At 40.9% G+C, this 23,614-nt stretch carries 19 protein-coding genes and 1 tRNA gene; 9 read left to right on the top strand and 11 right to left on the bottom strand.

Annotated features, from left to right (window positions below):
• Nucleotides 1-123 precede the first annotated feature (123 nt).
• The 3 genes from H6A27_RS12505 to H6A27_RS12495 all read right to left on the bottom strand — a co-directional run bounded on the left by H6A27_RS12505 (nucleotide 124) and on the right by H6A27_RS12495 (nucleotide 1,116).
• Nucleotides 124-429 (bottom strand): nucleotidyltransferase domain-containing protein, encoded by a 306-nt coding sequence (locus tag H6A27_RS12505; protein ID WP_204390334.1) that lies wholly within the window; start codon nucleotides 427-429, stop codon nucleotides 124-126.
• A 27-nt stretch (nucleotides 430-456) separates the two neighbouring features.
• Nucleotides 457-885 (bottom strand): HI0074 family nucleotidyltransferase substrate-binding subunit, encoded by a 429-nt coding sequence (locus H6A27_RS12500; RefSeq protein ID WP_204401865.1) that lies wholly within the window; start codon nucleotides 883-885, stop codon nucleotides 457-459.
• Nucleotides 886-1,041: 156 nt separating this feature from the next.
• A tRNA-Val gene (locus H6A27_RS12495) sits at nucleotides 1,042-1,116 on the bottom strand.
• 458 nt (nucleotides 1,117-1,574) lie between these two features.
• Between H6A27_RS12495 and H6A27_RS12490 the strand changes: the two genes are divergently transcribed.
• Nucleotides 1,575-2,543 carry a calcium/sodium antiporter gene (locus H6A27_RS12490; protein ID WP_204508905.1) on the top strand — a complete coding sequence of 323 codons (969 nt, stop codon included), beginning with the start codon at nucleotides 1,575-1,577 and terminating at the stop codon, nucleotides 2,541-2,543.
• An 84-nt stretch (nucleotides 2,544-2,627) separates the two neighbouring features.
• On the opposite strand, the gene trpS is transcribed toward H6A27_RS12490, so the two are convergent.
• Nucleotides 2,628-3,719 carry a tryptophan--tRNA ligase gene (gene trpS, locus H6A27_RS12485; RefSeq protein WP_204508904.1) on the bottom strand — a complete coding sequence of 364 codons (1,092 nt, stop codon included), beginning with the start codon at nucleotides 3,717-3,719 and terminating at the stop codon, nucleotides 2,628-2,630.
• Nucleotides 3,720-3,799: 80 nt separating this feature from the next.
• Entirely contained in the window at nucleotides 3,800-4,438 is a 639-nt protein-coding gene (locus tag H6A27_RS12480) for a lipoprotein signal peptidase (protein WP_204508903.1), read from the bottom strand.
• A gap of 344 nt (nucleotides 4,439-4,782) precedes the next feature.
• On the opposite strand from H6A27_RS12480, the gene H6A27_RS12475 reads away from it, so the two are divergent.
• From H6A27_RS12475 to H6A27_RS12455, 5 genes are all read left to right on the top strand, one after another.
• Nucleotides 4,783-5,523, top strand: coding sequence for a (Fe-S)-binding protein (locus H6A27_RS12475; protein WP_154043439.1), 741 nt, complete (start codon nucleotides 4,783-4,785; stop codon nucleotides 5,521-5,523).
• Nucleotides 5,520-6,887, top strand: coding sequence for a lactate utilization protein B (locus H6A27_RS12470; RefSeq protein WP_204508902.1), 1,368 nt, complete (start codon nucleotides 5,520-5,522; stop codon nucleotides 6,885-6,887). The genes H6A27_RS12475 and H6A27_RS12470 overlap by 4 nt, the downstream gene beginning before the upstream one ends.
• Nucleotides 6,888-6,889: 2 nt before the next feature.
• Complete coding sequence (locus H6A27_RS12465; RefSeq protein ID WP_204508901.1) at nucleotides 6,890-7,504, top strand: LutC/YkgG family protein; 615 nt, start codon at nucleotides 6,890-6,892, stop codon at nucleotides 7,502-7,504.
• 257 nt (nucleotides 7,505-7,761) lie between these two features.
• Nucleotides 7,762-10,986, top strand: a complete 3,225-nt coding sequence (gene carB / locus H6A27_RS12460; RefSeq protein ID WP_204508900.1) for a carbamoyl-phosphate synthase (glutamine-hydrolyzing) large subunit — start codon at nucleotides 7,762-7,764, stop codon at nucleotides 10,984-10,986.
• Nucleotides 10,987-11,263: 277 nt separating this feature from the next.
• Nucleotides 11,264-13,699, top strand: coding sequence for a glycoside hydrolase family 95 protein (locus H6A27_RS12455; RefSeq protein ID WP_239469676.1), 2,436 nt, complete (start codon nucleotides 11,264-11,266; stop codon nucleotides 13,697-13,699).
• Nucleotides 13,700-13,870: 171 nt separating this feature from the next.
• Here H6A27_RS12455 and H6A27_RS12450 read toward each other — a convergent pair whose 3' ends face one another.
• From H6A27_RS12450 to H6A27_RS12430, 5 genes are all read right to left on the bottom strand, one after another.
• On the bottom strand, nucleotides 13,871-14,170 hold the full coding sequence (locus H6A27_RS12450; RefSeq protein WP_204508899.1) for a heavy-metal-associated domain-containing protein: 300 nt from the start codon (nucleotides 14,168-14,170) through the stop codon (nucleotides 13,871-13,873).
• A 123-nt stretch (nucleotides 14,171-14,293) separates the two neighbouring features.
• Complete coding sequence (locus H6A27_RS12445; protein WP_204508898.1) at nucleotides 14,294-16,513, bottom strand: TonB-dependent receptor plug domain-containing protein; 2,220 nt, start codon at nucleotides 16,511-16,513, stop codon at nucleotides 14,294-14,296.
• Between the two features lie 116 nt (nucleotides 16,514-16,629).
• The gene (locus H6A27_RS12440; RefSeq protein ID WP_204508897.1) at nucleotides 16,630-17,058 is read right to left on the bottom strand and encodes a hypothetical protein; all 429 of its coding nucleotides are present in this window, start codon (nucleotides 17,056-17,058) and stop codon (nucleotides 16,630-16,632) included.
• 46 nt (nucleotides 17,059-17,104) lie between these two features.
• Complete coding sequence (gene buk, locus H6A27_RS12435) at nucleotides 17,105-18,169, bottom strand: butyrate kinase (protein ID WP_204508896.1); 1,065 nt, start codon at nucleotides 18,167-18,169, stop codon at nucleotides 17,105-17,107.
• 71 nt (nucleotides 18,170-18,240) lie between these two features.
• On the bottom strand, nucleotides 18,241-19,152 hold the full coding sequence (locus tag H6A27_RS12430; RefSeq protein WP_204508895.1) for a phosphate acyltransferase: 912 nt from the start codon (nucleotides 19,150-19,152) through the stop codon (nucleotides 18,241-18,243).
• A 79-nt stretch (nucleotides 19,153-19,231) separates the two neighbouring features.
• Between H6A27_RS12430 and H6A27_RS12425 the strand changes: the two genes are divergently transcribed.
• Nucleotides 19,232-21,001, top strand: a complete 1,770-nt coding sequence (locus H6A27_RS12425; protein ID WP_204508894.1) for a gamma-glutamyl-gamma-aminobutyrate hydrolase family protein — start codon at nucleotides 19,232-19,234, stop codon at nucleotides 20,999-21,001.
• A 69-nt stretch (nucleotides 21,002-21,070) separates the two neighbouring features.
• Here the strand turns inward: H6A27_RS12425 and H6A27_RS12420 are convergent, their stop codons facing one another.
• Complete coding sequence (locus H6A27_RS12420; protein WP_204508893.1) at nucleotides 21,071-22,597, bottom strand: Gfo/Idh/MocA family protein; 1,527 nt, start codon at nucleotides 22,595-22,597, stop codon at nucleotides 21,071-21,073.
• Nucleotides 22,598-22,910: 313 nt separating this feature from the next.
• Here H6A27_RS12420 and H6A27_RS12415 point away from each other — a divergent pair, with 313 nt between their 5' ends.
• Both H6A27_RS12415 and H6A27_RS12410 read left to right on the top strand, forming a co-directional pair.
• The gene (locus tag H6A27_RS12415) at nucleotides 22,911-23,138 is read left to right on the top strand and encodes a winged helix-turn-helix domain-containing protein (protein WP_204401657.1); all 228 of its coding nucleotides are present in this window, start codon (nucleotides 22,911-22,913) and stop codon (nucleotides 23,136-23,138) included.
• Between the two features lies 1 nt (nucleotide 23,139).
• Nucleotides 23,140-23,361 carry a winged helix-turn-helix domain-containing protein gene (locus H6A27_RS12410; protein ID WP_204401655.1) on the top strand — a complete coding sequence of 74 codons (222 nt, stop codon included), beginning with the start codon at nucleotides 23,140-23,142 and terminating at the stop codon, nucleotides 23,359-23,361.
• Nucleotides 23,362-23,614: the final 253 nt, after the last annotated feature.

The raw sequence follows: 23,614 nt of genomic DNA, 5'->3' as shown, positions 1-23,614 counted from the left end.
TTTGATTATGCTTAAAGATACAAAATCTTTAGGACATAACAAAGCCTCGGCTTGGGAAAGTCGAGGCTTTGTCATAAAAAAAAGAGGGCATGCATTTTGACACACCCTCTTTCTTATATACTATCAACTCTCTTTCTTATAAAAAATCTTTCCCACACGGTTTATATGCTCACCTATAGGAGTATCCACATTCTTATTATAATCAACCACATCAACCTTATAAAGCAATCCCAAATCCTCTATCTGAATATTTATATCCATCAGTTGATTAAATGTGAGATCATGTCCTATAGCCGCCAAATCAATATCAGACCCTTCCGAATAAGAGCCTTTGGCTCTGGAACCAAAAATAAGCACCTCTTCAATATTCGGAAAACGCTGAAAGACACTGCATATATCCGCTACAACCGTATCACTCAAGCCGTACATAATGTATTTATCAATTTAGTTTATCAGTTAAGCCAACCCCAAGCGGAGTTTCTCCTGTTCGAGTTTATCATCCAACTGTTTCAGCAGACGAGAATATTCATCATATATCTTGCGTACAATCTCAATGGCATCTCCCTCATTATAAGTATGCGAAGTGGTTATCCGTGCCTTAGCCATTCTGCGCCAACCATCATGGTTTGAAATCATACCATCCTCAAACGCCATCTGAAGTGTACCATTCGGACCTTGTACAAACTCGTAGCCCTTATACCTCATCAAATCCTGAAGAGTCTTCCAGGCAAGTTCGAAAGTATACTCAAAACGCTGTATCAATCCTTCCATTTCCAGTTCAGACAAATCATCAGCCCTCTTTTCAGATTCTGTTATATCCAGAATACGCTTATTTGCACGATGATAGCTATCATATCTTTGCAGCCAACGTATATCCTGTTCCATATTTATATCAATAGTCATATATTTATAAAATGAAATACGAGCAACACAAAGATAACGATTTATTATAAATGTCAAAATACTATACTAAAGAAATATAAATGAATGGAATTAGCTTTTTAGGACTAAACTTAATTAAAGAAAGAATATCTTCTAAAGTGGGCGTTGACGGATTCGAACCGCCGACCCTCTGCTTGTAAGGCAGATGCTCTGAACCAGCTGAGCTAAACGCCCGAAAAGGTCTCTTTGTCAATTGCGATGCAAAGGTATTACTTTTTTTTTAACCGACAATACATTTCCCGTTTTTTTTCTCAAAAAAACCTGTTTTTATTCTTTTTCGTACGTAATCATCATGCAGAAAGACCTTACATGTTTATCTCCACACGGCCGTGTGGAGTACTCGACACGAACGTGAGGAGAACTCCGCACGAGCGTGTGGAGATCTTGACACGAGCGTGTGGAGACAGACCAGTTTTGTATTTCTGAAAACTGAAACACCTCATTCATTTCAGTAAGTCAAAAAGACATTTCAGAAAGTTAAAATCTTATCATACAGTCAGCGCATCTCCCGAGTTTGAAGGCTCAATACAGATAAGCCGCGAGAAAGTTACTGCAATAAAAATGTGGTTGGCTGAGGAAATATAATATTAAACTGTATCTTTGCGACAGTAAAAAGCAATAAACTAAAAGTTATGATTTGGAATATCTTCATATTGGTTGCAGGTCTGGCACTGATATTGGCAGGAGCCAACGCACTGACAGACGGAGCCGCATCGGTGGCTAAACGATTTAAAATATCCGACCTCGTAATCGGTCTTACTATCGTAGCATTCGGTACATCAGCACCTGAGTTGGTAATAAGCCTCCTGTCTTCAATACAGGGTAGCGCGGAAATGGCGATAGGTAATGTGGTGGGTAGCAATATCTTCAACATACTTATGATTATAGGCTGCACGGCTATGGTACTACCTATACAGGTGGGACAAGGCACAATGAGCAAGGAGATACCTCTGGTTATTCTTTCTTCGTTTGTACTTGCCTTTATGGCCAATGATATCTGGCTTGACGGTGGAAGCAGCAATGTGATAGGCCGTGCCGACGGACTTGTACTGTTGGCTTTCTTCCTTATATTCATGCGCTACACATTCTCCATAGCTCGCAATCAGGAGGGAGAATCTGAAGAACAGAAAATAGCAGAAATGCCTGTATGGCGTTCTTCAGTCTATATCCTTGGCGGACTGGCAGGACTTATTTTCGGAGGACAATGGTTTGTAGAAGGCGCAAGCGGTATAGCCTCATCACTTGGAGTAAGCGACTCAATTATAGGTCTGACACTCGTAGCCGGAGGTACTTCACTGCCCGAACTTGCCACTTCAGTGACAGCCGCTCTGAAGAAAAATCCGGGAATAGCCATAGGAAACGTAATAGGCAGCAACCTGTTCAATCTGTTCTTCGTACTTGGATGCAGTGCTTCGGTATCGCCACTGCCTATGGGAAATATCAACAATATTGACATTCTGGTACTTGTACTGTCTTCTGTACTGTTCTGGCTGGTAGGCTGGTTCTTCAAAAAACGTACTATTACAAGGATTGAAGGTGCCTTACTTGTGGTTTGTTATATAGCTTACACAACATATCTTATCATGCAGCAACAGGCATAAACAGACATATATATAAAGAGAAACGTCCGGAGCGATAAATACTTTATCATCCGGACGTTTTTCAGTTATATACTAATTCAAGAATTATTCAGCAAAACGTTTAGCCTGTTCTGCTATAAGTTCTACATCATCAAAATAATTGATTTTCATTGCCTTGCGGACTTCATCCATTGTCTGTGCAGCTGTTTCGCGTGCCACTTCACAACCTTTCTTCAACATTTCGTAAACAGACGGGATATCTTTTTCGAACTCGCTGCGGCGTTCACGGATAGGTCCGAGTTCTTCCTGCATGATGGCTGCAAGGAACTTCTTCACCTTCATGTCACCAAGACCGCCACGTGTATAGTGAGCTTTCAATTCGTCAAGGTTTGGATAATCCGGCAAGTAGCGTCCGAAATGTTCAGGACGGCAGAACGCGTCAAGATATGTAAACACACAGTTACCTTCCAATTTTCCAGGGTCGCTCACCTTGATGTGTGTAGGGTCTGTGTACATGCTCTTGACTTTCTTTTCAACCTCATCAGCAGGGTCTGACAGATAAATGCAGTTTCCGAGAGACTTACTCATCTTAGCCTTTCCGTCTGTTCCAGGAAGACGAAGACATGCGGCATTGTCAGGAAGAAGTATTTCAGGTTCCACCAGTGTCTCACCGTAAATATGGTTGAAACGGCGGACGATTTCGCGTGTCTGTTCTATCATTGGTTCCTGGTCTTCACCCACAGGCACTGTAGTAGCCTTGAACGCAGCTATATCGGCAGCCTGGCTGATAGGGTATGTAAAGAAACCTACAGGGATACTTGTCTCGAAGTTACGCATTTGGATTTCAGTCTTCACTGTCGGGTTACGCTGAAGGCGCGACACAGTTACGAGGTCCATAAAATAAAAGCTCAGTTCGCAAAGTTCCGGAATCTGCGACTGAATGAAAATGGTAGATTTGTTCGGGTCAAGACCTACTGCAAGGTAATCAAGAGCCACCTCGATAACATTCTGACGAACCTTTTCAGGATTGTCTATATTGTCTGTCAAAGCCTGTCCATCGGCTTCAAAAACGAATATCTTATCAAATTTTCCGGAGTTCTGGAGTTCTACACGACGACGCAGAGAACCCACATAATGACCTATATGAAGCTTACCGGTTGGACGGTCGCCGGTCAGTATAATTTTTTCTTTTGCCATATATTAATTTATTTATAATTCCGATTTGCCGCAAAAATACAAAATAAAGAAGTATTTTGCACTAAACATTTAAACTTTAATTACTTGGATGTATTATTCTTACCGAATAACGAAAAACTCTCACCGAAAGTTTTTGAATAGAAAATCAGCAATGCTATAGTGCCACAACTTATTGCCGCATCTGCAAGATTAAACACAGGTGCAAAGAAAATAAAGTGATTTCCACCTACAACAGGCATCCACGAAGGCCAGTCAAATTCGAATAACGGGAAATAAAACATATCCACTACCCTACCATAAAGCCATTCCGCATAGCCTTCTCCGGCAGGAACGAAAGTAGCGACACTGGAATAAGTACTTTCGCTGAAAATAGCTCCGTAGAATATACTGTCAATGACATTTCCTATGGCTCCGGCAAAAATCAGGGAGATACAGGTTATATAGCCGTTCTTGTATTTCGCTTTAACAAGTTTCGTTATATACCATAATATAAATCCTGAAAAAACCAGTCGCATAATTGTCTGTACAGCCTTAGGCATAACCTGCATACCGAATGCCATACCATTATTCTCTATGAAGGTCAGATAAAACCAGTCTGTTACATGAACACTTTCGCCATAATGGAAGTTAGTTTTAATTATTATCTTAATGAGTTGGTCAAGAATTATAGTAACAAGTATCACGGCTATTGCCAATATGGATTTTGATTTATTGTTCATATACAAAGATCTGATTATTAAATTGTCCGTTATTTATTCTTCATTGAAGTGTGAATTACAGTAAGTCCGTAACTGTTTGCAAAGATAATTATTCGAATGAAAAAATCTATTATATTTATCATTATTCATGATACAATATTTACCTCATGAGTATCATAAATAAAATATAATGACATGCGATTTTATAGCGCCTTAAATGAAGTGCCATTTATAACAGATGTGACCTAAACAGCTTACTTTTTTCTTAATAACCGCATATTTCTGTAACTTTTTTTATTTTTATTTTCTTGTTTATTCGATAATAACACATACCTTTGTTTTACAGAAACAAAATAGACAAAAAGATGAAAGTAGGATTATTTATTCCCTGTTATATCAATGCTGTTTATCCCGAAGTTGGAGTTGCTTCGTATAAGCTTCTTAAAAGCTTGGGGGTAGATGTTGACTATCCGTTAGACCAGACCTGCTGCGGACAGCCTATGGCGAATGCAGGGTTCGAAAACGAATCGAAGGAATTAGCCAAGAGATTCGATAGATTATTTGAAAGCTATGATTATATAGTCGGCCCTTCTGCCAGTTGTGTAGTATTTGTGCGCGATCATTATGGTAATCTGCTGGAAGGAGAAAAACATCGTTGTGCCAGCGAAGGCAAGATATATGATATCTGCGAGTTTATTCACGATGTAGTGAAACCGTCTTCCCTTCAGGCTTCATTCCCTCATAAAGTAAGCATTCAGAACAGTTGTCATGGGGTACGTCTGATGAAACTTTCTTCTCCAAGCGAATTGAACATACCTTATTATAATAAGCTGCGCGATTTGCTGTCGTTGGTAAAGGATATCACAATTGTAGAACCAGAACGTCCGGACGAGTGTTGTGGCTTTGGCGGTATGTTTGCCGTAGAAGAGCACGATGTATCAGGGCAAATGGGGCGTGATAAAGTAAAACGTCACATGGCTACGGGAGCCGAATATATCGTAGGAGCTGACGGCTCTTGCCTGATGCATCAGAACGGTATTATCTCGCGTGAAAAACTTCCTATAAAGACCATTCATATTGTTCAAGTATTAGCTGCAGGATTATGAGTACAAAACATTCAAAAGCTGCCGGAAAGTTTCTGGAGAATAAAGGACTGGCAGCATGGCACGATGAAACATTGTGGATGGTTCGTGCCAAACGTGATAAAGTAAGCAAAGAGGTTCCTGAATGGGAACATCTGCGTGATATGGCATCTGCTATAAAGATGTATAGCAACAGTCATCTGGAGCAGTTGCTGATGGAGTTTGAGAAAAATGCCTTAGCCAACGGAGCTCATGTCTATTGGGCGAAAGATGCCGATGAGTACTGTTCCATTGTCTATAATATATTGAACGGACATCAGGTGAAGCATTTTATCAAAAGCAAATCAATGCTGGCTGAGGAATGTGGACTGAATGAATTTCTTGAAAATAAAGGTATAGAGGTCGTAGAAAGCGATTTGGGAGAACGTATTCTCCAGCTTATGCACCAGCGTCCCAGTCATATTGTAATGCCCGCCATCCATATAAAGAAAGAAAAGATAGGAGAGTTATTTGTCCGTGAGATGGGGACAGAACCTGGGAATAATGATCAGACTTATCTTACCCATGCTGCACGTAAAAACCTGCGCCGTAAGTTTATCGAAGCCGAAGCAGCTATGACAGGTGCAAATTTTGCCGTTGCTTCAACCGGAGAATGCATCGTTTGTACAAACGAAGGTAATGCCGATATGGGAACATCACAGCCAAAACTTCAGATAACAGCGTTCGGTATGGAGAAAATTGTACCGGACCGTGATGCACTGGGAGTATTTACCCGTCTGCTTGCCCGTTCTGGTACCGGACAGCCTATTACGACCTATACATCTCATTATCGGAAACCTCGCAAGGGAGGAGAGTTGCATATCATCATTGTAGATAATGGCCGAAGCCGTATCTTGGCCGATAAGGAACATATCAAAGCCTTGAACTGTCTTCGCTGTGGAGCATGTATGAACACATGCCCTGTATATCGTCGTTCGGGAGGTTACTCATATACTTACTTTATCCCCGGTCCTATAGGTATCAATCTGGGTATGCTGAAATCACCTCTTCATTACTATGATAACGTATCGGCATGTTCTTTGTGCTATTCATGTCAGAACGTGTGTCCTGCAAAGGTAGATCTGGCAGATCAGATTTATCACTGGAGACAGCAACTACATACACTGGGGGTAGCCAGCTCTTCCAAGAAACTGATGTCAGGTGGTATGAAATTCCTTATGTTGCGTCCCGCATTATTCAATTTCGCTTTAAAAAATGCTCCGATTGTAAACTCATTGCCTCGAGGCATGATATACAACGACTTGAATGATTGGGGTAAAGAACGTGAAATACCAGAATTTGCCAAAGAGAGTTTCAATGAAATGTGGAAAAAGAATAAAGTGAAATAAGTATGAGTAGCAGAGAAGACATATTGCAAAGCATACGCCGCAATACCAGAGTGCGTTATGAAAAGCCAGACTTATCAGGTTTGGAACATGAGGCTCTTACGTACGAAGATAAACTTTCAAAGTTTTGTGAGATTCTAAAACAGGTAGGCGGACAGGCTGTAATACTGAAAGATAAGGAAAATGTCAATGACGTGATAAAGGCTGCATATCCTGATGCCAAACGCATTGCTTCAACAATAAAGGAAATAAAGACAGGAAATACAATACAGCCTATTACTTGCAGCACTTTTCATCCGGACGATGTAGAGAAATCGGGAGATCTGGATGGTACTGATGTGGCAATTGTAGAAGGACATATAGGAGTCTGTGAGAATGGAGCTGTATGGTTGACACAAGATGTGGAACAACGTGCCGTATATTTTATATCCGAAGCGCTTGTAATTATACTCGACAGGAACAATCTGGTAAATAACATGCACGAGGCTTATAAGCAAATCGATACAGGCGAATATGGCTATGGCGTATTCATTTCCGGCCCTTCCAAGACAGCCGACATCGAACAAGCACTTGTTATGGGAGCACACGGAGCCCGCAGCGTTACGGTAATTCTGATTTGAAAATTCTTTAAAACCTGAATAAAAGCTTGCCCTTACACATAGAGCAAGCTTTTTTTATTGGTATGTCCGGCACATATATTAGCCAGTCAAACCTTTAAAATCCAATTTCAGCGAAATATTGTTCATCCAACTGATGGATGAATTGTTTAAAGGCTGACAAATACTTTGTTTTCTTCGAAATAATTGTTTTCTTTGCATATATTGTAAAACACACTGAATTGAAAAACATAAACAACCTTAAATAAAAACAACATCTTATGAAACAGAAATTTAAAAAAGTACTTGTCCTTGGTTCAGGAGCACTGAAAATAGGTCAGGCTGGTGAGTTTGACTATTCAGGTTCACAAGCCCTCAAAGCCCTGCGCGAGGAAGGAATCAAGTCTGTTCTTATCAACCCAAACATCGCTACAATCCAGACATCCGAAGGTATAGCCGACAGAGTATATTTCCTGCCTGTAAATACACACTTCGTTACTGAAATTATAAAGAAAGAAAGACCGGACGGTATTCTTCTTGCATTTGGCGGACAGACTGCATTGAACTGCGGTACCGAACTTTATCAACAAGGTATTCTCAAGGAATATGGAGTAAGCGTCCTGGGTACATCAGTCGAAGCCATCATGTACACTGAGGACCGTGACCTCTTCGTAAAGAAATTGAACGAAATTCAGATGAAAACTCCTGTCAGCCAGGCAGTAGAGAACATGAAAGATGCCCTTGAAGCTGCTCGCAAAATAGGCTATCCTGTTATGATCCGCTCTGCATACGCACTTGGAGGACTCGGTAGCGGTATATGCCCTAACGAAGAAAAATTCATCGAACTGGCAGAAAGCGCATTCACATTCTCACCTCAGATTTTGGTGGAAGAATCACTGAAAGGATGGAAAGAAATCGAGTTTGAAGTTATCCGTGACGCTAACGACCACTGCTTCACTGTTGCCAGCATGGAGAATTTCGATCCTCTGGGTATTCATACAGGTGAATCTATCGTTGTCGCTCCTACTTGTTCGCTTACTGAAGAACAGGTTACAATGCTCCAGGACCTGTCGAAGAAATGTATCCGCCATCTTGGTATAGTAGGTGAATGTAATATCCAGTACGCTTTCAATGCAGAAACAAACGACTATCGTGTAATCGAAGTTAACGCACGTCTGAGCCGTTCTTCTGCTCTGGCTTCAAAAGCTACAGGTTATCCTCTTGCTTTCGTAGCAGCCAAGATCGGTTTGGGATATACTCTCGATGAAATCGGTGAAATGGGTACTCCTAACTCTGCATATAAGGCTCCTGAACTTGACTATCTTATCTGCAAGATACCTCGCTGGGACTTGACTAAGTTTGCAGGCGTTTCAAGACGTATCGGTTCAAGCATGAAGTCGGTAGGTGAAATTATGTCTATAGGTCGTACTTTCGAGGAAATCATCCAGAAAGGTCTCCGTATGATTGGTCAGGGTATGCACGGTTTCGTAGGCAACGACCATACTAAGTTCGAGAACCTGGACGACGAACTTGCCAACCCGACAGACTTGCGTATCTTCGCCATTGCACAGGCTTTGGAAGAAGGCTACAGCATAGAACATATATACGACCTTACCAAGATTGACCCATGGTTTATCGGCAAACTGAAAAATATTGTTGACTACAAAGCTAAACTCCAGACATATAACTCTCTGGAAGAACTGCCAGCCGAAGTTCTTCGTGAGGCTAAGGTTCTCGGTTTCTCAGACTTCCAGATTGCACGCTTCGTACTTAAGCCTACAAGCGGAAACATGGAGAAAGAAAATCTTGCAGTACGCGAATACCGTAAGAAGCTTGGTATCCTCCCGGCAGTGAAACGTATAAATACAGTAGCTTCAGAACATCCTGAACTGACTAACTACCTGTATATGACATACGCTGTGGAAGGCTACGATGTAAACTACTATAAGAATGAAAAATCTGTAGTAGTTCTCGGTTCCGGTGCATACCGAATCGGTTCTTCTGTAGAGTTTGACTGGTGTTCTGTAAACGCTATCCAGACTGCGCGTAAGTTAGGCTACAAGTCTATCATGATTAACTACAACCCTGAAACAGTATCTACAGACTACGATATGTGCGACCGTCTGTACTTTGACGAACTTTCATTCGAACGTGTACTCGACGTTATCGACCTTGAACAGCCTCGCGGAGTTATCGTTTCAGTGGGTGGACAGATTCCTAATAACCTGGCAATGAAGCTTTACCGTCAGTCAGTGCCTATCCTCGGAACATCACCAGTATCTATCGACCGTGCTGAAAACAGAAACAAATTCTCTGCAATGCTCGACCAGCTTGGTATCGACCAGCCGGCATGGCAGGAGCTTACAAGTCTTGACGATGTGAAATCATTCGTTAAGAAAGTAGGTTATCCGGTTCTTGTACGTCCTTCATACGTATTGAGTGGTGCAGCCATGAACGTATGCTACGATGAAGAAGAACTCACAAGATTCCTGCAGATGGCAAGTGAGGTATCTAAGGAATATCCGGTTGTGGTATCACAGTTCATGCAGGAAACTAAGGAAATAGAGTTCGACGCAGTGGCACAAAACGGTGAAGTTGTGGAATATGCTATCTCTGAACACGTGGAATATGCAGGTGTACACTCAGGTGACGCTACATTGGTATTCCCTGCACAGCAGATTTATTTCTCTACAGCACGTCTGATAAAGAAAATCAGCCGCCGCATCGCTAAAGAACTTAACATATCAGGTCCTTTCAATATCCAGTTCCTTGCGCGCAAGAATGAGGTTAAGGTTATCGAATGTAACCTTCGTGCTTCAAGAAGTTTCCCATTCGTTTCTAAAGTTCTGAAGAGAAACTTCATCGAAACCGCTACACGTATCATGCTTGATGCTCCTTATACACAGCCGGACAAATCTGCGTTCGATATTGACCGTATCGGTGTCAAGGCTTCTCAGTTCTCATTCGCACGTCTGCAGAATGCCGACCCTGTATTGGGAGTTGACATGTCATCTACTGGTGAGGTAGGCTGTTTGGGCGATGACTTCAACGAAGCATTGCTTAATGCTATGATAGCAACAGGTTATAAGATTCCGAAGAAAGGTATCCTTGTTTCTTCTGGAGCCACAAAATCAAAAGTGGATTTGCTAGACGCAAGCCATGCACTCAGCAAAAAAGGTTACAGTCTGTATGCTACAGCAGGTACCGCAGCATTCCTGAACTCACACGGAATACCTACTACCCCTGTATTCTGGCCGGACGAACGTCCTGATGCAGAAAACAATGTAATAAAAATGATTTCAGAACATAAATTCGACCTGATTGTAAACATTCCAAAGAACCACACCAAGCGCGAACTTACAAATGGTTACCGTATCCGTCGTGGCGCTATAGACCATAACATTCCGCTTATCACAAACGCGCGTCTTGCAAAGGCGTTTATCGAAGCATTCTGCTCAATGGATGAAAAAGACATCCAGATTAAGAGCTGGCAGGAATACGTATAATCAGTTAACATATTATTCTTCATTAATAGTCCGGTACCGTAAAAAAGTATCGGACTATTTTTTTATGCAATCAGATGAATAATATCACTATACTTATATTATGGATAAAGTTTACCGTTAAAAAAATTATAGCTTCAAAATGACATTATCAAAACAACAGATATGAAAATGCCTAACATTAATTGGGCAGTGTAATATTGAATAAAATTGTATATATAATAAAAAAAACTGTATTTTTGTTTCATTATTATAATTTATAATTAAAATCTAATTTCTTATGAGCATCAACAGTTTTAAAAAGTGCGTTCATACATTATTATTAGGGTGTATGTCGTTAAGCACACTAACGGTATGGGCCAGAGAAGTGAATAACAGCCTTAAATTAAGTTATAACCGCCCTGCAAAATATTTCGAGGAGGCTATGGTAATCGGCAATGGTACTATGGGAGCCATTGTATATGGAGGAACTACACGTGATGTCATTTCACTTAATGATTTGACTTTATGGACCGGCGAACCTGATAGAGAAATAACAACTCCGGACGCATATAAAGCAATCCCGACGATACGCGAAATGCTTGAAAATGAAGACTATCGCAGCGCAGACATAGAACAGCGCAAAGTACAGGGACACTACAGCGAAAACTATCAGCCATTAGGCCGTCTGACTATCTCATATCTGGACACCTCTGCCAAGATTTCTGAATACAACCGCTCATTGGACATCAGCAACGCCATTGCACAGACAAAATATATGAGAGACAACAAATCATTCTCTTGCGAATATTTTGCGTCAGCCCCCGACTCTGTAATTGTAATAAATCTGAAATCCGATAAACCGGAAGGTATAAGAGCTCTGATTACGTTCGACTCACAGCTGCCACATGCCACATCAGCTTCAGGAAATGAGATTTCATCAGAAGGATATGCGGCATATCATTCTTATCCTTCATATTTCGACGATGTTACAGAAAAACATTTATACGATCCCGAACGTGGTATTCATTTTCGCACCATAATAAAAGTAATAACAGATAAGGGTGATGTGAAAAGCTATCCTTCAGGTGAACTGAAAATTGAATCGGCACACAATGTACTGATTCTGATAGCAAATGCTACAAGTTTCAACGGTTTCGACAAAGACCCTGTAAAGGAAGGCAGAGATTATCGCAATATAGCCAAGAACCGCATTGATTTGGCCTCAGCCAAGACTTATGAGACACTAAAAGACAGTCATGTAAACGACTACAAATATTTCTTCGACCGCGTAGAACTGTCACTCGGAGAAACAGCTCCGGAGATTGCCGCATTACCTACTGACGAACAACTCAGAAGATATACAGACAATACTGAATATAACCCTGGATTGGAAGCATTGTACTTCCAGTTTGGCAGATATCTGCTCATCTCTTGTTCACGCACTCCCGGAGTTCCGGCAAATCTTCAAGGATTATGGAACGAGAAACTGCTTCCACCATGGAGCTGCAACTATACAAGCAACATTAATGTAGAAGAAAATTATTGGGCTGCTGAAACTGCCAACCTCAGTGAGATGCACCGACCGTTGATGGACTTCATTGCAAACCTAAGCAATACAGGCTATGAAACTGCCAAAGCATATTATGGAGTCGATAAAGGATGGTGTCTGGGACAGAACACTGATATATGGGCTATGACTTGTCCTGTAGGATTAAACGTAGGCGACCCTTCATGGGCTTGCTGGACTATGGGTGGAGCATGGCTTTCTACACATATCTGGGAACATTATGTATTCACAAAAGATATTGAGATGCTCAGAAAATATTATCCTGTACTGAAGGGAGCGGCAGAATTCTACATGAACTGGCTTATAGAAAAAGACGGCAAACTTATCACATCACCGGGAACATCTCCTGAGAATAAGTTCGTCACACCTGACGGATATATAGGTGCCACTTCATACGGTTGTACCGCCGATCTGGCAATAACACGCGAATGCCTTATTGACGCGATAAAAGCAGCAGAAATTCTGAATACAGACAAGGATTTCCGTAAGAAAGCCCAAAGTACAATTTCACGCCTCTCACCTTACAAGATTGGTAAAAAAGGCAATCTTCAGGAATGGTTCCACGACTGGGAAGACGAAGATCCACAACATCGCCATCAGTCACATCTGTTCGGGCTTTATCCGGGACATCATATATCTGTAGAAGAAACACCTGACCTGGCAAAGGCTTGTGCCAAAACACTTGAAATAAAAGGTGACAACACTACAGGATGGAGTACAGGATGGCGAGTAAATCTGTATGCACGCCTTAAAGACAACGAAAATGCATATCACATTTACAGACGCTTACTCAAATTAGTTACACCTGACGGATATAAAGGTAAAGACGCACGATGCGGAGGCGGCACTTATCCTAACTTGCTGGATGCACATTCTCCGTTCCAGATAGACGGTAACTTCGGAGGTTGCGCAGGAGTAATTGAGATGCTGATGCAATCGTCAGAAGAGGATATTACATTATTGCCAGCCCTTCCTGAGCAATGGAAAGACGGTAGTGTAAAGGGTATATGCGCACGCGGCAGCTTCGTTATAGATATGAGCTGGAAAGACGGTAAAGTGACATCTTTGAGCATAATGTCAAGAAAAGGAGGAAAAACCCGTGTGAACTTCAATAATAAATCTGTTAAGATAAGCCTTAAGGCTAACGAAACAAAACAGTTATTATAAGCCGCAATTTCCAGCAAACTATTATTTAGCAGCTGTTTATTTACCGTTTAGAACTTGTTTAAACAGTGAATAAACAGCTGCTAAACAGTTTCTAAAAATAATAAGACTGAAACAAACAAAAAAGTAGGGCACAAATACTTGCACCCTACCTGCTCAATATCGAAATGTATATTATTTCACTTCAACGTCACTGATAACTTTTGCCTCGTATTTGAACTTTGCAAATCCTTCTTTCAGTTTCTGTATATTTGTTTTATCTGAATCGTAAGTAATAGTAACTGTACGTGTCTTAAGATCTGTTTCCATCTTCTTTACACCTTTCTCGAAAGGTATATTCTTCTTCACTTTGTTTTCACAGTTAACGCATTCCATCTGGTCAACCTTGAATACAATCTTACGAAGTTCTTTAGCAGATACCTGAGCTGCACACATGAAAGCAGCCATGAATGTAAACAATAATACTCGTTTCATATTTTTTAGTTTTTAAGTTTTTAAAATCTTTAGTTGGTTTATGTTTGCTTATCAGTTTTTGAGTTCTTTTATTGGCTATCATCAACAAACTAACAAACTCAAAAAACTCACAAACTTACAAGATTAGTTTCTTGGTAAATTATATCTCACTCCTATATATCCTTTCGCACCGTGCATAGGTCCCCAAATCATTGAAGCATCAAAGTTATCACCCCAAGGATCATCTGCACCGATAATGGCATTCTTCTGCTTGAAGTTAGTAAGGTTCTCGCCACCTATATATACAGACCAGTTTCTGAAGAAACGTGTAACCTGGAAGCTCAACTGTTCGAAGCCTTTGTATCTTTCATTCCATGATAATGTACCGTCGGCAAGAGTTTCCGGTGTCGGCATACGTCCACCGCCATTCAACTGCAGCGTACCGTCAAACTGCCATTTACCGAGAGGAGTCTTATAAGAAGCTGTAATCAGCCCTTTATACTTTCCGGTAAGTGCCTTTTCGTAAAGTGTTCCGTTAATAGTCTGCTTAACATCTGTCATACGCCATGCCGCAGTAAGGTTAAATCCTTCGAAGAACGGATATGTAGCCTCAATCTGAAATACCTGTGAATATGAACGTCCGTCAAGATTGGTAAAAGCTATTGTATGAGCATCTGATTCCATATCCACTACCAGCTGATTCTGGAAATCCGTATAGTAATATTCTGCATTCAAATTAAGTGTCTTACCGAACAATGGAATATACGATGCTATACTCAAACCATAGTTCCATGCCTGTTCCTGATCCAAATCGTCAGCAATAACTACTTTTCTGCTGCTGGCAAGCATATAACAGTTTTCTGCCAATATATGGTTTGTGCGATACCCCTTTCCTGCAGAAGCACGGAAATTGATATATTCATTAGGAGCATAGCGTACATTAGCACGCGGAGTAACAAAGAATCCGTACAAACTGCTGTAATCACCTCTAAGACCGGCCATAACAGTCAGTTTATCACTTGGCATATATGTATATTGTGCATAGACACCGCTTACAGTTTCTTTATCAAGTTCCGGAGTCAGACCTAGATTTACATCATTCACAAGACGGTATTCCTGATCATAACGGTCATAGTTCAAGCTAAGACCAGTTGACAAAGAATGCTGGGAAGTGAATTCTGTTTCAAACAAAAGTGATGCGTATGCATTCTGCTGATCTACGTTATAGAGTTTACGTCCATATACAGCATCCATATTATGAATGGTACCGGAAGTGATAAGCGCGATATTTGTGTTATGTTCCTTATTGAAGATATAAGCCTGTTTGATGAAAGCCTCATATCTGTCTGTATTCATATCTATACGATATGGATCGGCATATGTATGTCCGCCATGCGATACCTGTCCGCTTGCACGTTCTTCGTTGATAAATTTGATACCTGCCTGGAATACATAATGTTCGCCCATATATGCCCATCTGTTGAAAAGATTGTATTGTTCCACCTGTGGGATATCGGCAAATCCGTCACCATCGCTGTCATGCGCCTTTGTCTCATTCTCATAATGAGCAAAAAGCATTGTACTCCACTTGTCCGACAGTTTAACTGAAGCATCAGCATTTGCCTCATAACGGTTTGTAGTACTTGCAAACAAATTTGCAGAGAACCAGTCTGCCTCAGCAGCCTGAGGTTTCTTGAACTCGATATTAATCTGACCTGTAAGAGCCTCGTAACCGTTCTTTACAGAAGATGTACCTTTGCTCACCTGGATACTGCTCATCCACGGTCCCGGAACATATCCCAGTCCGTAAGGCGCAGAAGCACCTCTGAAGTTAGGAATATTTTCAGTAAGCATCTGTACATATGTACCTGACAGTCCAAGAAGTTTTATCTGCTTTGCACCTGTTGCCGCATCAGAATAATTCACATCAACAGAAGGGTTAGTGACAAAGCTTTCTCCAAGGTTACAGCATGCTGCACGACACAATTCATCAGAATTGATAAGCTCTGCATTTGTCACACTGCTACGCAGTTTCTGGAAACCCATTTTTCTTCCGGTCACGTTTACTTCAGCCAGCTGTACACCTTCGTTCAATACTATATCAATATATTCCTGATAAGATGCAATGCTTATGGTATCTGTGTTATAACCGATAAAACTTACAACAAGTTTGTCTGCATTGGCCGGACGTTCAAGAGTAAACTCACCATTCATATCAGTACTGGCTCCACGCGAAGAATTGAGCCATACAAGGTTTGCTCCGGGTATAGGTTCGCTGTTGCTATCTTTCACTGTACCCGTAAGAGTATTTGCCGCCATCATAGGCAAAGCGGTCAAAGACAATAAAATAATCAAGTATTTCATTAAAAAAAATATTTAGTTAAACACATTTTCACGGTGCAAATGTAGCTATTCCTCAATGCAACACGATTGCAAAGAGATACAGCACATCTGGCATAACAAAAACCAAATGTGTAAAACTAAATAATCAAGACTGAATGGAATGCCAACAATGTACGTCCGTCAACCTTTACAGGAGGAGCGTTTGAAGGCTGGGAAGTTAATACGCCGGAATATATCGGCTGAAAATTATATGTGAAATGCTCTGGAAGTTCCATAGGCATCGGCATAAATGAGACAGCATCGTCTTCCTGCGACACCTTAAAGAAATCTATGTTATAATGAACATTGATACAAGAACACTCACCATGTATAGTGGAATGCATTTTATCAATTTCCTCGTTATCATGGTGACAGCATCCCTGTTCTTCTGAATGAGTATGAGTCTCAGTAGAACATATCTTGGTCTGGCAATAAGCAGAACAGATATGCACGACACCAGCTCCAGCTCCGAGATTAAAAACCACCAAAGCGAGCAACATCACCAATATATTTCTCAAACTCTTCATCGAACGCAAAGATACGAAACTTTTTTTATATGACAAAAACAGACAGCTATTTAGGATTATATTCCTGCAATTCCAGTTCTCCGTTTAGGGCTCCCAACGCATTCATTGCCAATGCTACCATCTCGTCTTCACCAGGTACTATGACTATCGGAGCAAGCCCTTCAATCCACGATAGAATCTCCTTAACCACATAATCATTATTAGCCATTCCACCAGTCATTATAATAGCATCAGTTTTCTGTTTAAGGACCACGTGCATACTACCTATACTCTTTGCTATATTATAAGCCATGGCATGCAAAACATTATATGCATGTCTGTTTCCGGACTTTATCTCAGCAACTATACTTCTTGCGTCAGTTGTACCAAGGTGAGCATACAATCCACCATGTCCGTTTATCATCTTACGTATCTCGTCATACGAATATTTTCCGCTGAAACATAAATCCACAAGCTGCCTTGTCGGTATTGAGCCGGATCTTTCAGGGCTGAAAGGGCCATCACCATCGAGTGCATTGTTTACGTCAACGACTCTGCCTTTTGAATGTGCTCCAATAGATATTCCACCACCCAAATGAACCACAATCAGATTTAAATCATCATATTTCCGTCCTATGCTTGCGGCGTATTTTCTTGATACTGCACGACTGTTCAAGGCATGGAAAATAGAGATTCGTGATATTTCAGGCATTCCTGTGACACGTGCCAGATCGCACATCTCGTCTGTAACTACCGGGTCGGCAATATATGCAGGACAATCACATCCCTTAGCTATTTCATCGGCTATAATAGCTCCAAGGTTGGACGCATGCTCCATTCTTGAGTTCAAAAGGTCATATTTTATCTTTTCATTGACAAGATATACGCCACCTTGCGTGGGTTTAAGCAATCCGCCACGGCCTATCACGGCATCAAACTGCAGACTGAAACCAGCCGCATGCAATGTCTTTATAATAAGTTCCTTTCTGAAGTCATGCTGCTCGTTCACATGTGAGAAACGTGAGAGTTCTTCTGCGGAATGATATACATTTTCGCTCCACAACTGATTTTCATTATTATACACAGCTACCTTTGTCGAGGTAGAACCAGGATTAATAACAAGTATTCTCATTTTTATAAGTTTATTAGTTTATAAGTTTGTAAGTTTCTTTACGTCAGCTTCAAGTAACTTAAAAACCAAAATTATTTTCCCGCCAGGCATGCCAGAACCAAACTATAATACTTCGAGTTACCGGAATCGCTACGAGACGGAACTACTACGGGCGCAATAGTACCGGTAAGCATTCCGGCCATATTGGCATCTCCAAACAGTGAAAGAGTTTTATAAAAGGTATTTCCAGATTCAATGTTAGGGAATATCATAATATCGGCATTGCCGATAACCGGTGATGACATTCCTTTAATTTCTCCACTATGAGCGTCACAAGCTGTCTTGGCATCCATCGGACCGTCTATATAAGCTTTTCCCATCTTTCCCTCAGAAGCTTCTTTCTTAAGCTCTGTATAGAATATCGTATGAGGGAATTTGGCATTTACCTTTTCGGAACAATGTATAAGAGCGACACGAGGCTCCTCCATTCCAAGTCTGTTACATATCTTGATATCGTTCATTATCATAGCCCTGAACTGGTCAAGTGTAGGTTTTGGAATTACTGCCGCATCCGAGAAGAACAAAAGTTTATGATAAAGAGGAATTTGGGCGACTGCGACATGACTAAGAACTCCACCTGCAGGAAGCAACCCTCTCTCTTTATGAAGAACAGCCCTCAAAAGATTATCTGTATTTATCAGTCCTTTCATAAGCACATCAGCCTCACCTGAACGGACAAGATCAACCGCCAGAGCAGCAGCATCGTCTGGTGTAGGAGCTGTATATATACGTACAAAATCAGGAGATGCGGCATACAGACTTTTTGCTATTTCAACATGCTCCTCGTCTGTAACCAGCAGATATTCGGCTATTTCTTCTCTAAGGCTTCTTATAATAACATATTCGGTATGCGGGTCGTTAGGACAAACCACAGCTACTCTGCGCCGGGAATTACTTAAACGCAGCCTGCTTACCATTTGGGAAAGTGTTCTTACAGGTTCCATAGTGTGTTATTTTAAACAAATATCAGAAATAAATCCGATTTTTCCGTATATTTGTCAGAGTTATAATAAAGATTAACGTATGAAAACGTATAATACATTCGATATACAGGCTGATTATGACTATTTGCATAGCAAATTGCCATCTGACAGACAACGTCCGATAATCGGCATAACAGCTAATATAACCGATGGGAATGTCTCACTCTTATCAGGATATTTCAAGTCAATATACGAAGCGGGAGGCATTCCTCTGGTCATTCCACCTTCTGACAATCTGACAACACTTCCGGACCTGCTTGACTCTTTAGATGGAATTCTCCTTAGCGGAGGCGCTGATATCAACCCTCTCTATTTAGGCGAAGATCCGATAAAGGAACTCCACAATATCAATCCATACCGTGACCGCCAGGAACTGATGATAGTAAAAATGGCCGCCGACAGACAGATACCTGTTCTCGGAATTTGCAGAGGTATTCAGACAATGACTGCCGCATTAGGCGGAACACTGTATCAGGACATTTACTCACAGGCAGAAGGAAAACTTATAAAGCACAGTCAGGACCTTGACAGAGCATACGCATCGCACATAGTAAATATTGATGAGGACAGTCTGCTTGCCGGGGTAATGGGAACAACCAGTCTGCCGGTAAATTCATTCCATCATCAGGCAGTAAAAGAACCTGCACCGGGATTTAAAGTATGCGCCCGCTCAAACGACGGAATAATTGAGGCAGTAGAAAGTACTGAGTACAAATCAATGATTGGTGTTCAATGGCATCCGGAATGTTTCATTCTGAATGGCGACACCTGTATGATGCCTATATTCGAATGGCTGATAAACGAGTCATCATCATTCAAGGAAGCAAAAAGACTACATCAAAGGATATTGACACTCGATACCCACTGCGACACTCCAATGTTCTTCGGGCAAGGAATAAATTTTGCGACAAGAGACAGCAAGATAAAGGTTGACCTCCATAAAATGACAGAAGGAAGACAGGATGCAACAATCATGGTTGCATATATTCCACAGAAGGAACGTACAGATGAAGCTCTCCTCGCTGCTACAGCAAAAACTGACAGACTGCTTAATGAAATGGAGAAGATGGTGGCTGAAAACTGTACGGCAGTAGATATTGCCTATACCCCGTCGGACCTCTACCGTCTGAAAATGGAAGGTAAAAAAGCCATAATGCTTGGTATAGAAAACGGTTATGCCATAGGCAAGGACATCACCAACGTGGAACGTTTCAGGAGAAGAGGTGTGGTATATATGACTCTGTGCCACAACGGTAACAACGATATTTGCGGCTCTGCAAGATATAATGACGAAAATCTCGGCGTAAGCAAGTTCGGCGAAGAAGTTATACGCGAAATGAACCGCACGGGAATGATGATAGACCTGTCACACAGCGGCGAAAGAAGTTTCTACGACACTTTGGAGATAAGCCAGGTGCCTGTTGTATGCTCACACTCGTCATGCCGCTCGCTATGTGACCATCCACGAAATCTGACCGACGAACAGATAAAGGCTATAACCCGTAAAGGTGGAGTGATACAGGTTTGTCTTTACAGCGGTTTCCTCCGCTCTGACCGCGAAGCTAATATACTTGATGCAATAGAACATCTTAATCACATTGTAAATCTGGCAGGTACAGACCACGTGGGAATAGGAACCGATTTCGATGGTGACGGCGGCATCATAGGTTGCAATGATTCTTCAGAACTGATTAACTTTACCCGAAGACTGATGAAAGAAAGATACAACGAAGAAGACATCAGAAGAATATGGGGAGGCAACTTCCTTAGAGTTATGGAAGAAGTACAAAAACACTCTGAATTATTATAGACTTAAAGCCTTTTGAAAACTGTTTGCAAAGAGTTTTCAAAAGGCTTTAAAATTATTTTCAATTATACGTTATTTCCAGTCCTCGGCACCCTGCAGTTTTAGTTTCTCCGTATAAGCTTCAGCCTTCTTTGCCACTTCAGCTTCATCCTCAGGAGAAGCAAAAGCATGTCTGTACCCTTTCACCTTATTCCAGTCACCACGTGTGAAATCCGGGAATTCTACAGGAGCACAATTATTATCCATTGATAACTCACCAAGTTCTGCAAGACAACACCATTCTGCAAGGTCGTAAACATCCATATCCAGTGGCAAACCGTTCTGCAGACAGTAAACCAAACGGGCATCCATAATGAAGTCCATACCTCCATGACCACCTACTTCCTTAGCCATCTCACCATACTTTTTCAATATAGGATGTCTGTATTTATCTACCAAAGCATTCATTTCCTTTTCAGGCAAGAAACTATGGGCATTCAAATTATCAACTTCCGGTTGAACACCTGAAGCCTCAAGCTGATCACCACCAACAGCATATCCTTCGATAGGATATTTGTTTGCAAAACCTTTTGTGCCGGTAAGCTGATAAAGTCTGTTGTATGGCTGAGGAGTCATTACATTATGTTGGATTTCTATCACCTTGCCGTTCTCAGTACGTATCAGAGTAGTAGTGTGGTCTCCATTTCTGAAATTCTCACATACAGAATCAGCAGCAGCTTTCACCCATGCCTTACCGTTTACTGATTTAGTATCCATTGCCACAAGAGTCTTCATTCTGTCACCACGATGTATATCCAAAGCCTGAGCTACAGGGCCAAGTCCGTGAGTGGCGTAAACGTCACCACGATGACGCATATTATAATCAAGACGCCATCCCAGCTTGTCTGACTCACCATTCTTCCAGTAATGTTTCCAGAAAGGACTTAAATCGTGAATATAGGCACCCTGGGCACGTATAACCTCACCAAAAACTCCCTGTTGTGCCATGTTCAATGTATTCATTTCAAACCAGTCATAGCAGCAGTTCTCAAGAATCATACAGTGTTTCTGATATTTTTCGCTCAAGTTCACCAAACTCCAACACTCATTAAGATTCATTGCAGAAGGAACCTCAATAGCAACGTGCTTACCATTTTCAAGAGCACATTTAGCAACAGGGAAATGATGTAACCAGTCTGTAGCTATATAAACCAAATCAATATCTTCCCTTTTACACAACTCCTCATATCCTTTTTCACCTGAATAGATCTCTGCCTTAGGCAAAGAAGCATTCTTCAGATATTTTTGACAAGCTTCAGCGCGCGAAGCTTCATAATCGCATAAGGCTACAATGTGTGTACCCGGTATATAAGTGAAACGCTCAACAGCACCAGGGCCACGCATACCCAATCCAACAAAACCAACTCTGACAACTTCCATTTTAGGAGCTGTAAGTCCCAATACACTCTTTTGTCCGACCTCTCTCTCAGGAGTTTTTACAACAATAGTACCACCATCCCATTTCCATTCGGTTCCATGTTCATTGACATTCACCTTATCAGTATCAGCAGTACAGGCATAAAAAGCCACACATAAAATAAAGAATAAAATTTTTTTCATCGTATTATAATTTAACCCTCACATTAATAAAACAAATTTCCGCAAGGTTACGGAGGGGGTCACCTACAGAAACGAATTCGGGTGTAAAGGTAGTAATATTTTATCAAATGTTCTAATGTTTTAAATCAACAAGAATGTAAATATTATAGAAATATAGTTGACAAAAACATACTATTTTATTATATAGTACTAAAAAATATCAGATAAAGATTACAACATATTTAAAAAAAACATATATTTGGGGAAAAGCATGACTTTATTTTTATTGGACTATGTGCGATAACTGTATTTCTTAACCTAAATAATTAAAGATATGGATGTACAAAGTATAGGAAAATGCGCAGGTGAAGTATGGCAATTACTTAATGGCGAACACCGTAAATGGTCTTACAGTGAGATAAAAAAAACTTCTGGATTGTCAGACAGAGAATTAAATGCAGCCATAGGATGGCTGGCAAGAGAAGGGAAACTCAACATTGAGGAAACTCAGGTTGGTAAAAGAAACATACTTTACGTAGAACTGAATTTTTTTATTGGATAATATGGATAAACACATTATTGGAGAAAATGCCGGTATTATATGGAAATTACTTAACAATGGCGAACGTTGGGAATACGATAAGCTTAAAGCAGTTTCCGGTATGTCCGACAGAGACCTTAATTTGGCCATAGGATGGCTGGCAAGAGAAGACAAGATATTCTTTGAAAGGAATAAGGACGAAAACAAGGAATATCTATATTTATCATTGGACTTGTACTTTTAAGACAGTATTGTCTAATATTTTTTTTGAGGTTCGAAGCAAAGAAATTGTGTACATTCATACGGATGCTTCACGGATTTCTTTGCTTCGCTGCCGAGAAAGAAAGAAGATTGCCACAATTTAAGCAGAAACGGATTAATCACCCCTATAAAAAAGTTCCTATGTTTAAAATCGGAAGTGACGGATAACATAAGATAGCACTAAAAAAGCTATACCATTATAGTTAACTTTGTATATAAGAGAAAAACAATATTAA

It is taken from the genome of Bacteroides caecigallinarum (assembly GCF_016902295.1).
Lineage (GTDB): Bacteria > Bacteroidota > Bacteroidia > Bacteroidales > Bacteroidaceae > Phocaeicola > Phocaeicola caecigallinarum_A.
Note: the sequence above shows the minus strand (reverse complement) of the source record. Positions and strands in the feature narration are given on the sequence as shown.

Bases quoted from the DNA above. Each gene is read 5' to 3' on its own strand.
- H6A27_RS12445 (WP_204508898.1), bottom strand. From the start codon at position 16,513: ATGAAATACTTGATTATTTTATTGTCTTTGACCGCTTTGCCTATGATG.
- H6A27_RS12455 (WP_239469676.1), top strand. From the start codon at position 11,264: ATGAGCATCAACAGTTTTAAAAAGTGCGTTCATACATTATTATTAGGG.
- H6A27_RS12410 (WP_204401655.1), top strand. From the start codon at position 23,140: ATGGATAAACACATTATTGGAGAAAATGCCGGTATTATATGGAAATTA.
- H6A27_RS12415 (WP_204401657.1), top strand. From the start codon at position 22,911: ATGGATGTACAAAGTATAGGAAAATGCGCAGGTGAAGTATGGCAATTA.
- H6A27_RS12425 (WP_204508894.1), top strand. From the start codon at position 19,232: ATGAAAACGTATAATACATTCGATATACAGGCTGATTATGACTATTTG.
- H6A27_RS12440 (WP_204508897.1), bottom strand. From the start codon at position 17,058: ATGAAGAGTTTGAGAAATATATTGGTGATGTTGCTCGCTTTGGTGGTT.
- H6A27_RS12490 (WP_204508905.1), top strand. From the start codon at position 1,575: ATGATTTGGAATATCTTCATATTGGTTGCAGGTCTGGCACTGATATTG.
- H6A27_RS12430 (WP_204508895.1), bottom strand. From the start codon at position 19,152: ATGGAACCTGTAAGAACACTTTCCCAAATGGTAAGCAGGCTGCGTTTA.
- buk (WP_204508896.1), bottom strand. From the start codon at position 18,169: ATGAGAATACTTGTTATTAATCCTGGTTCTACCTCGACAAAGGTAGCT.
- carB (WP_204508900.1), top strand. From the start codon at position 7,762: ATGAAACAGAAATTTAAAAAAGTACTTGTCCTTGGTTCAGGAGCACTG.
- H6A27_RS12500 (WP_204401865.1), bottom strand. From the start codon at position 885: ATGGAACAGGATATACGTTGGCTGCAAAGATATGATAGCTATCATCGT.
- H6A27_RS12480 (WP_204508903.1), bottom strand. From the start codon at position 4,438: ATGAACAATAAATCAAAATCCATATTGGCAATAGCCGTGATACTTGTT.
- trpS (WP_204508904.1), bottom strand. From the start codon at position 3,719: ATGGCAAAAGAAAAAATTATACTGACCGGCGACCGTCCAACCGGTAAG.
- H6A27_RS12470 (WP_204508902.1), top strand. From the start codon at position 5,520: ATGAGTACAAAACATTCAAAAGCTGCCGGAAAGTTTCTGGAGAATAAA.
- H6A27_RS12420 (WP_204508893.1), bottom strand. From the start codon at position 22,597: ATGAAAAAAATTTTATTCTTTATTTTATGTGTGGCTTTTTATGCCTGT.
- H6A27_RS12450 (WP_204508899.1), bottom strand. From the start codon at position 14,170: ATGAAACGAGTATTATTGTTTACATTCATGGCTGCTTTCATGTGTGCA.
- H6A27_RS12465 (WP_204508901.1), top strand. From the start codon at position 6,890: ATGAGTAGCAGAGAAGACATATTGCAAAGCATACGCCGCAATACCAGA.
- H6A27_RS12505 (WP_204390334.1), bottom strand. From the start codon at position 429: ATGTACGGCTTGAGTGATACGGTTGTAGCGGATATATGCAGTGTCTTT.
- H6A27_RS12475 (WP_154043439.1), top strand. From the start codon at position 4,783: ATGAAAGTAGGATTATTTATTCCCTGTTATATCAATGCTGTTTATCCC.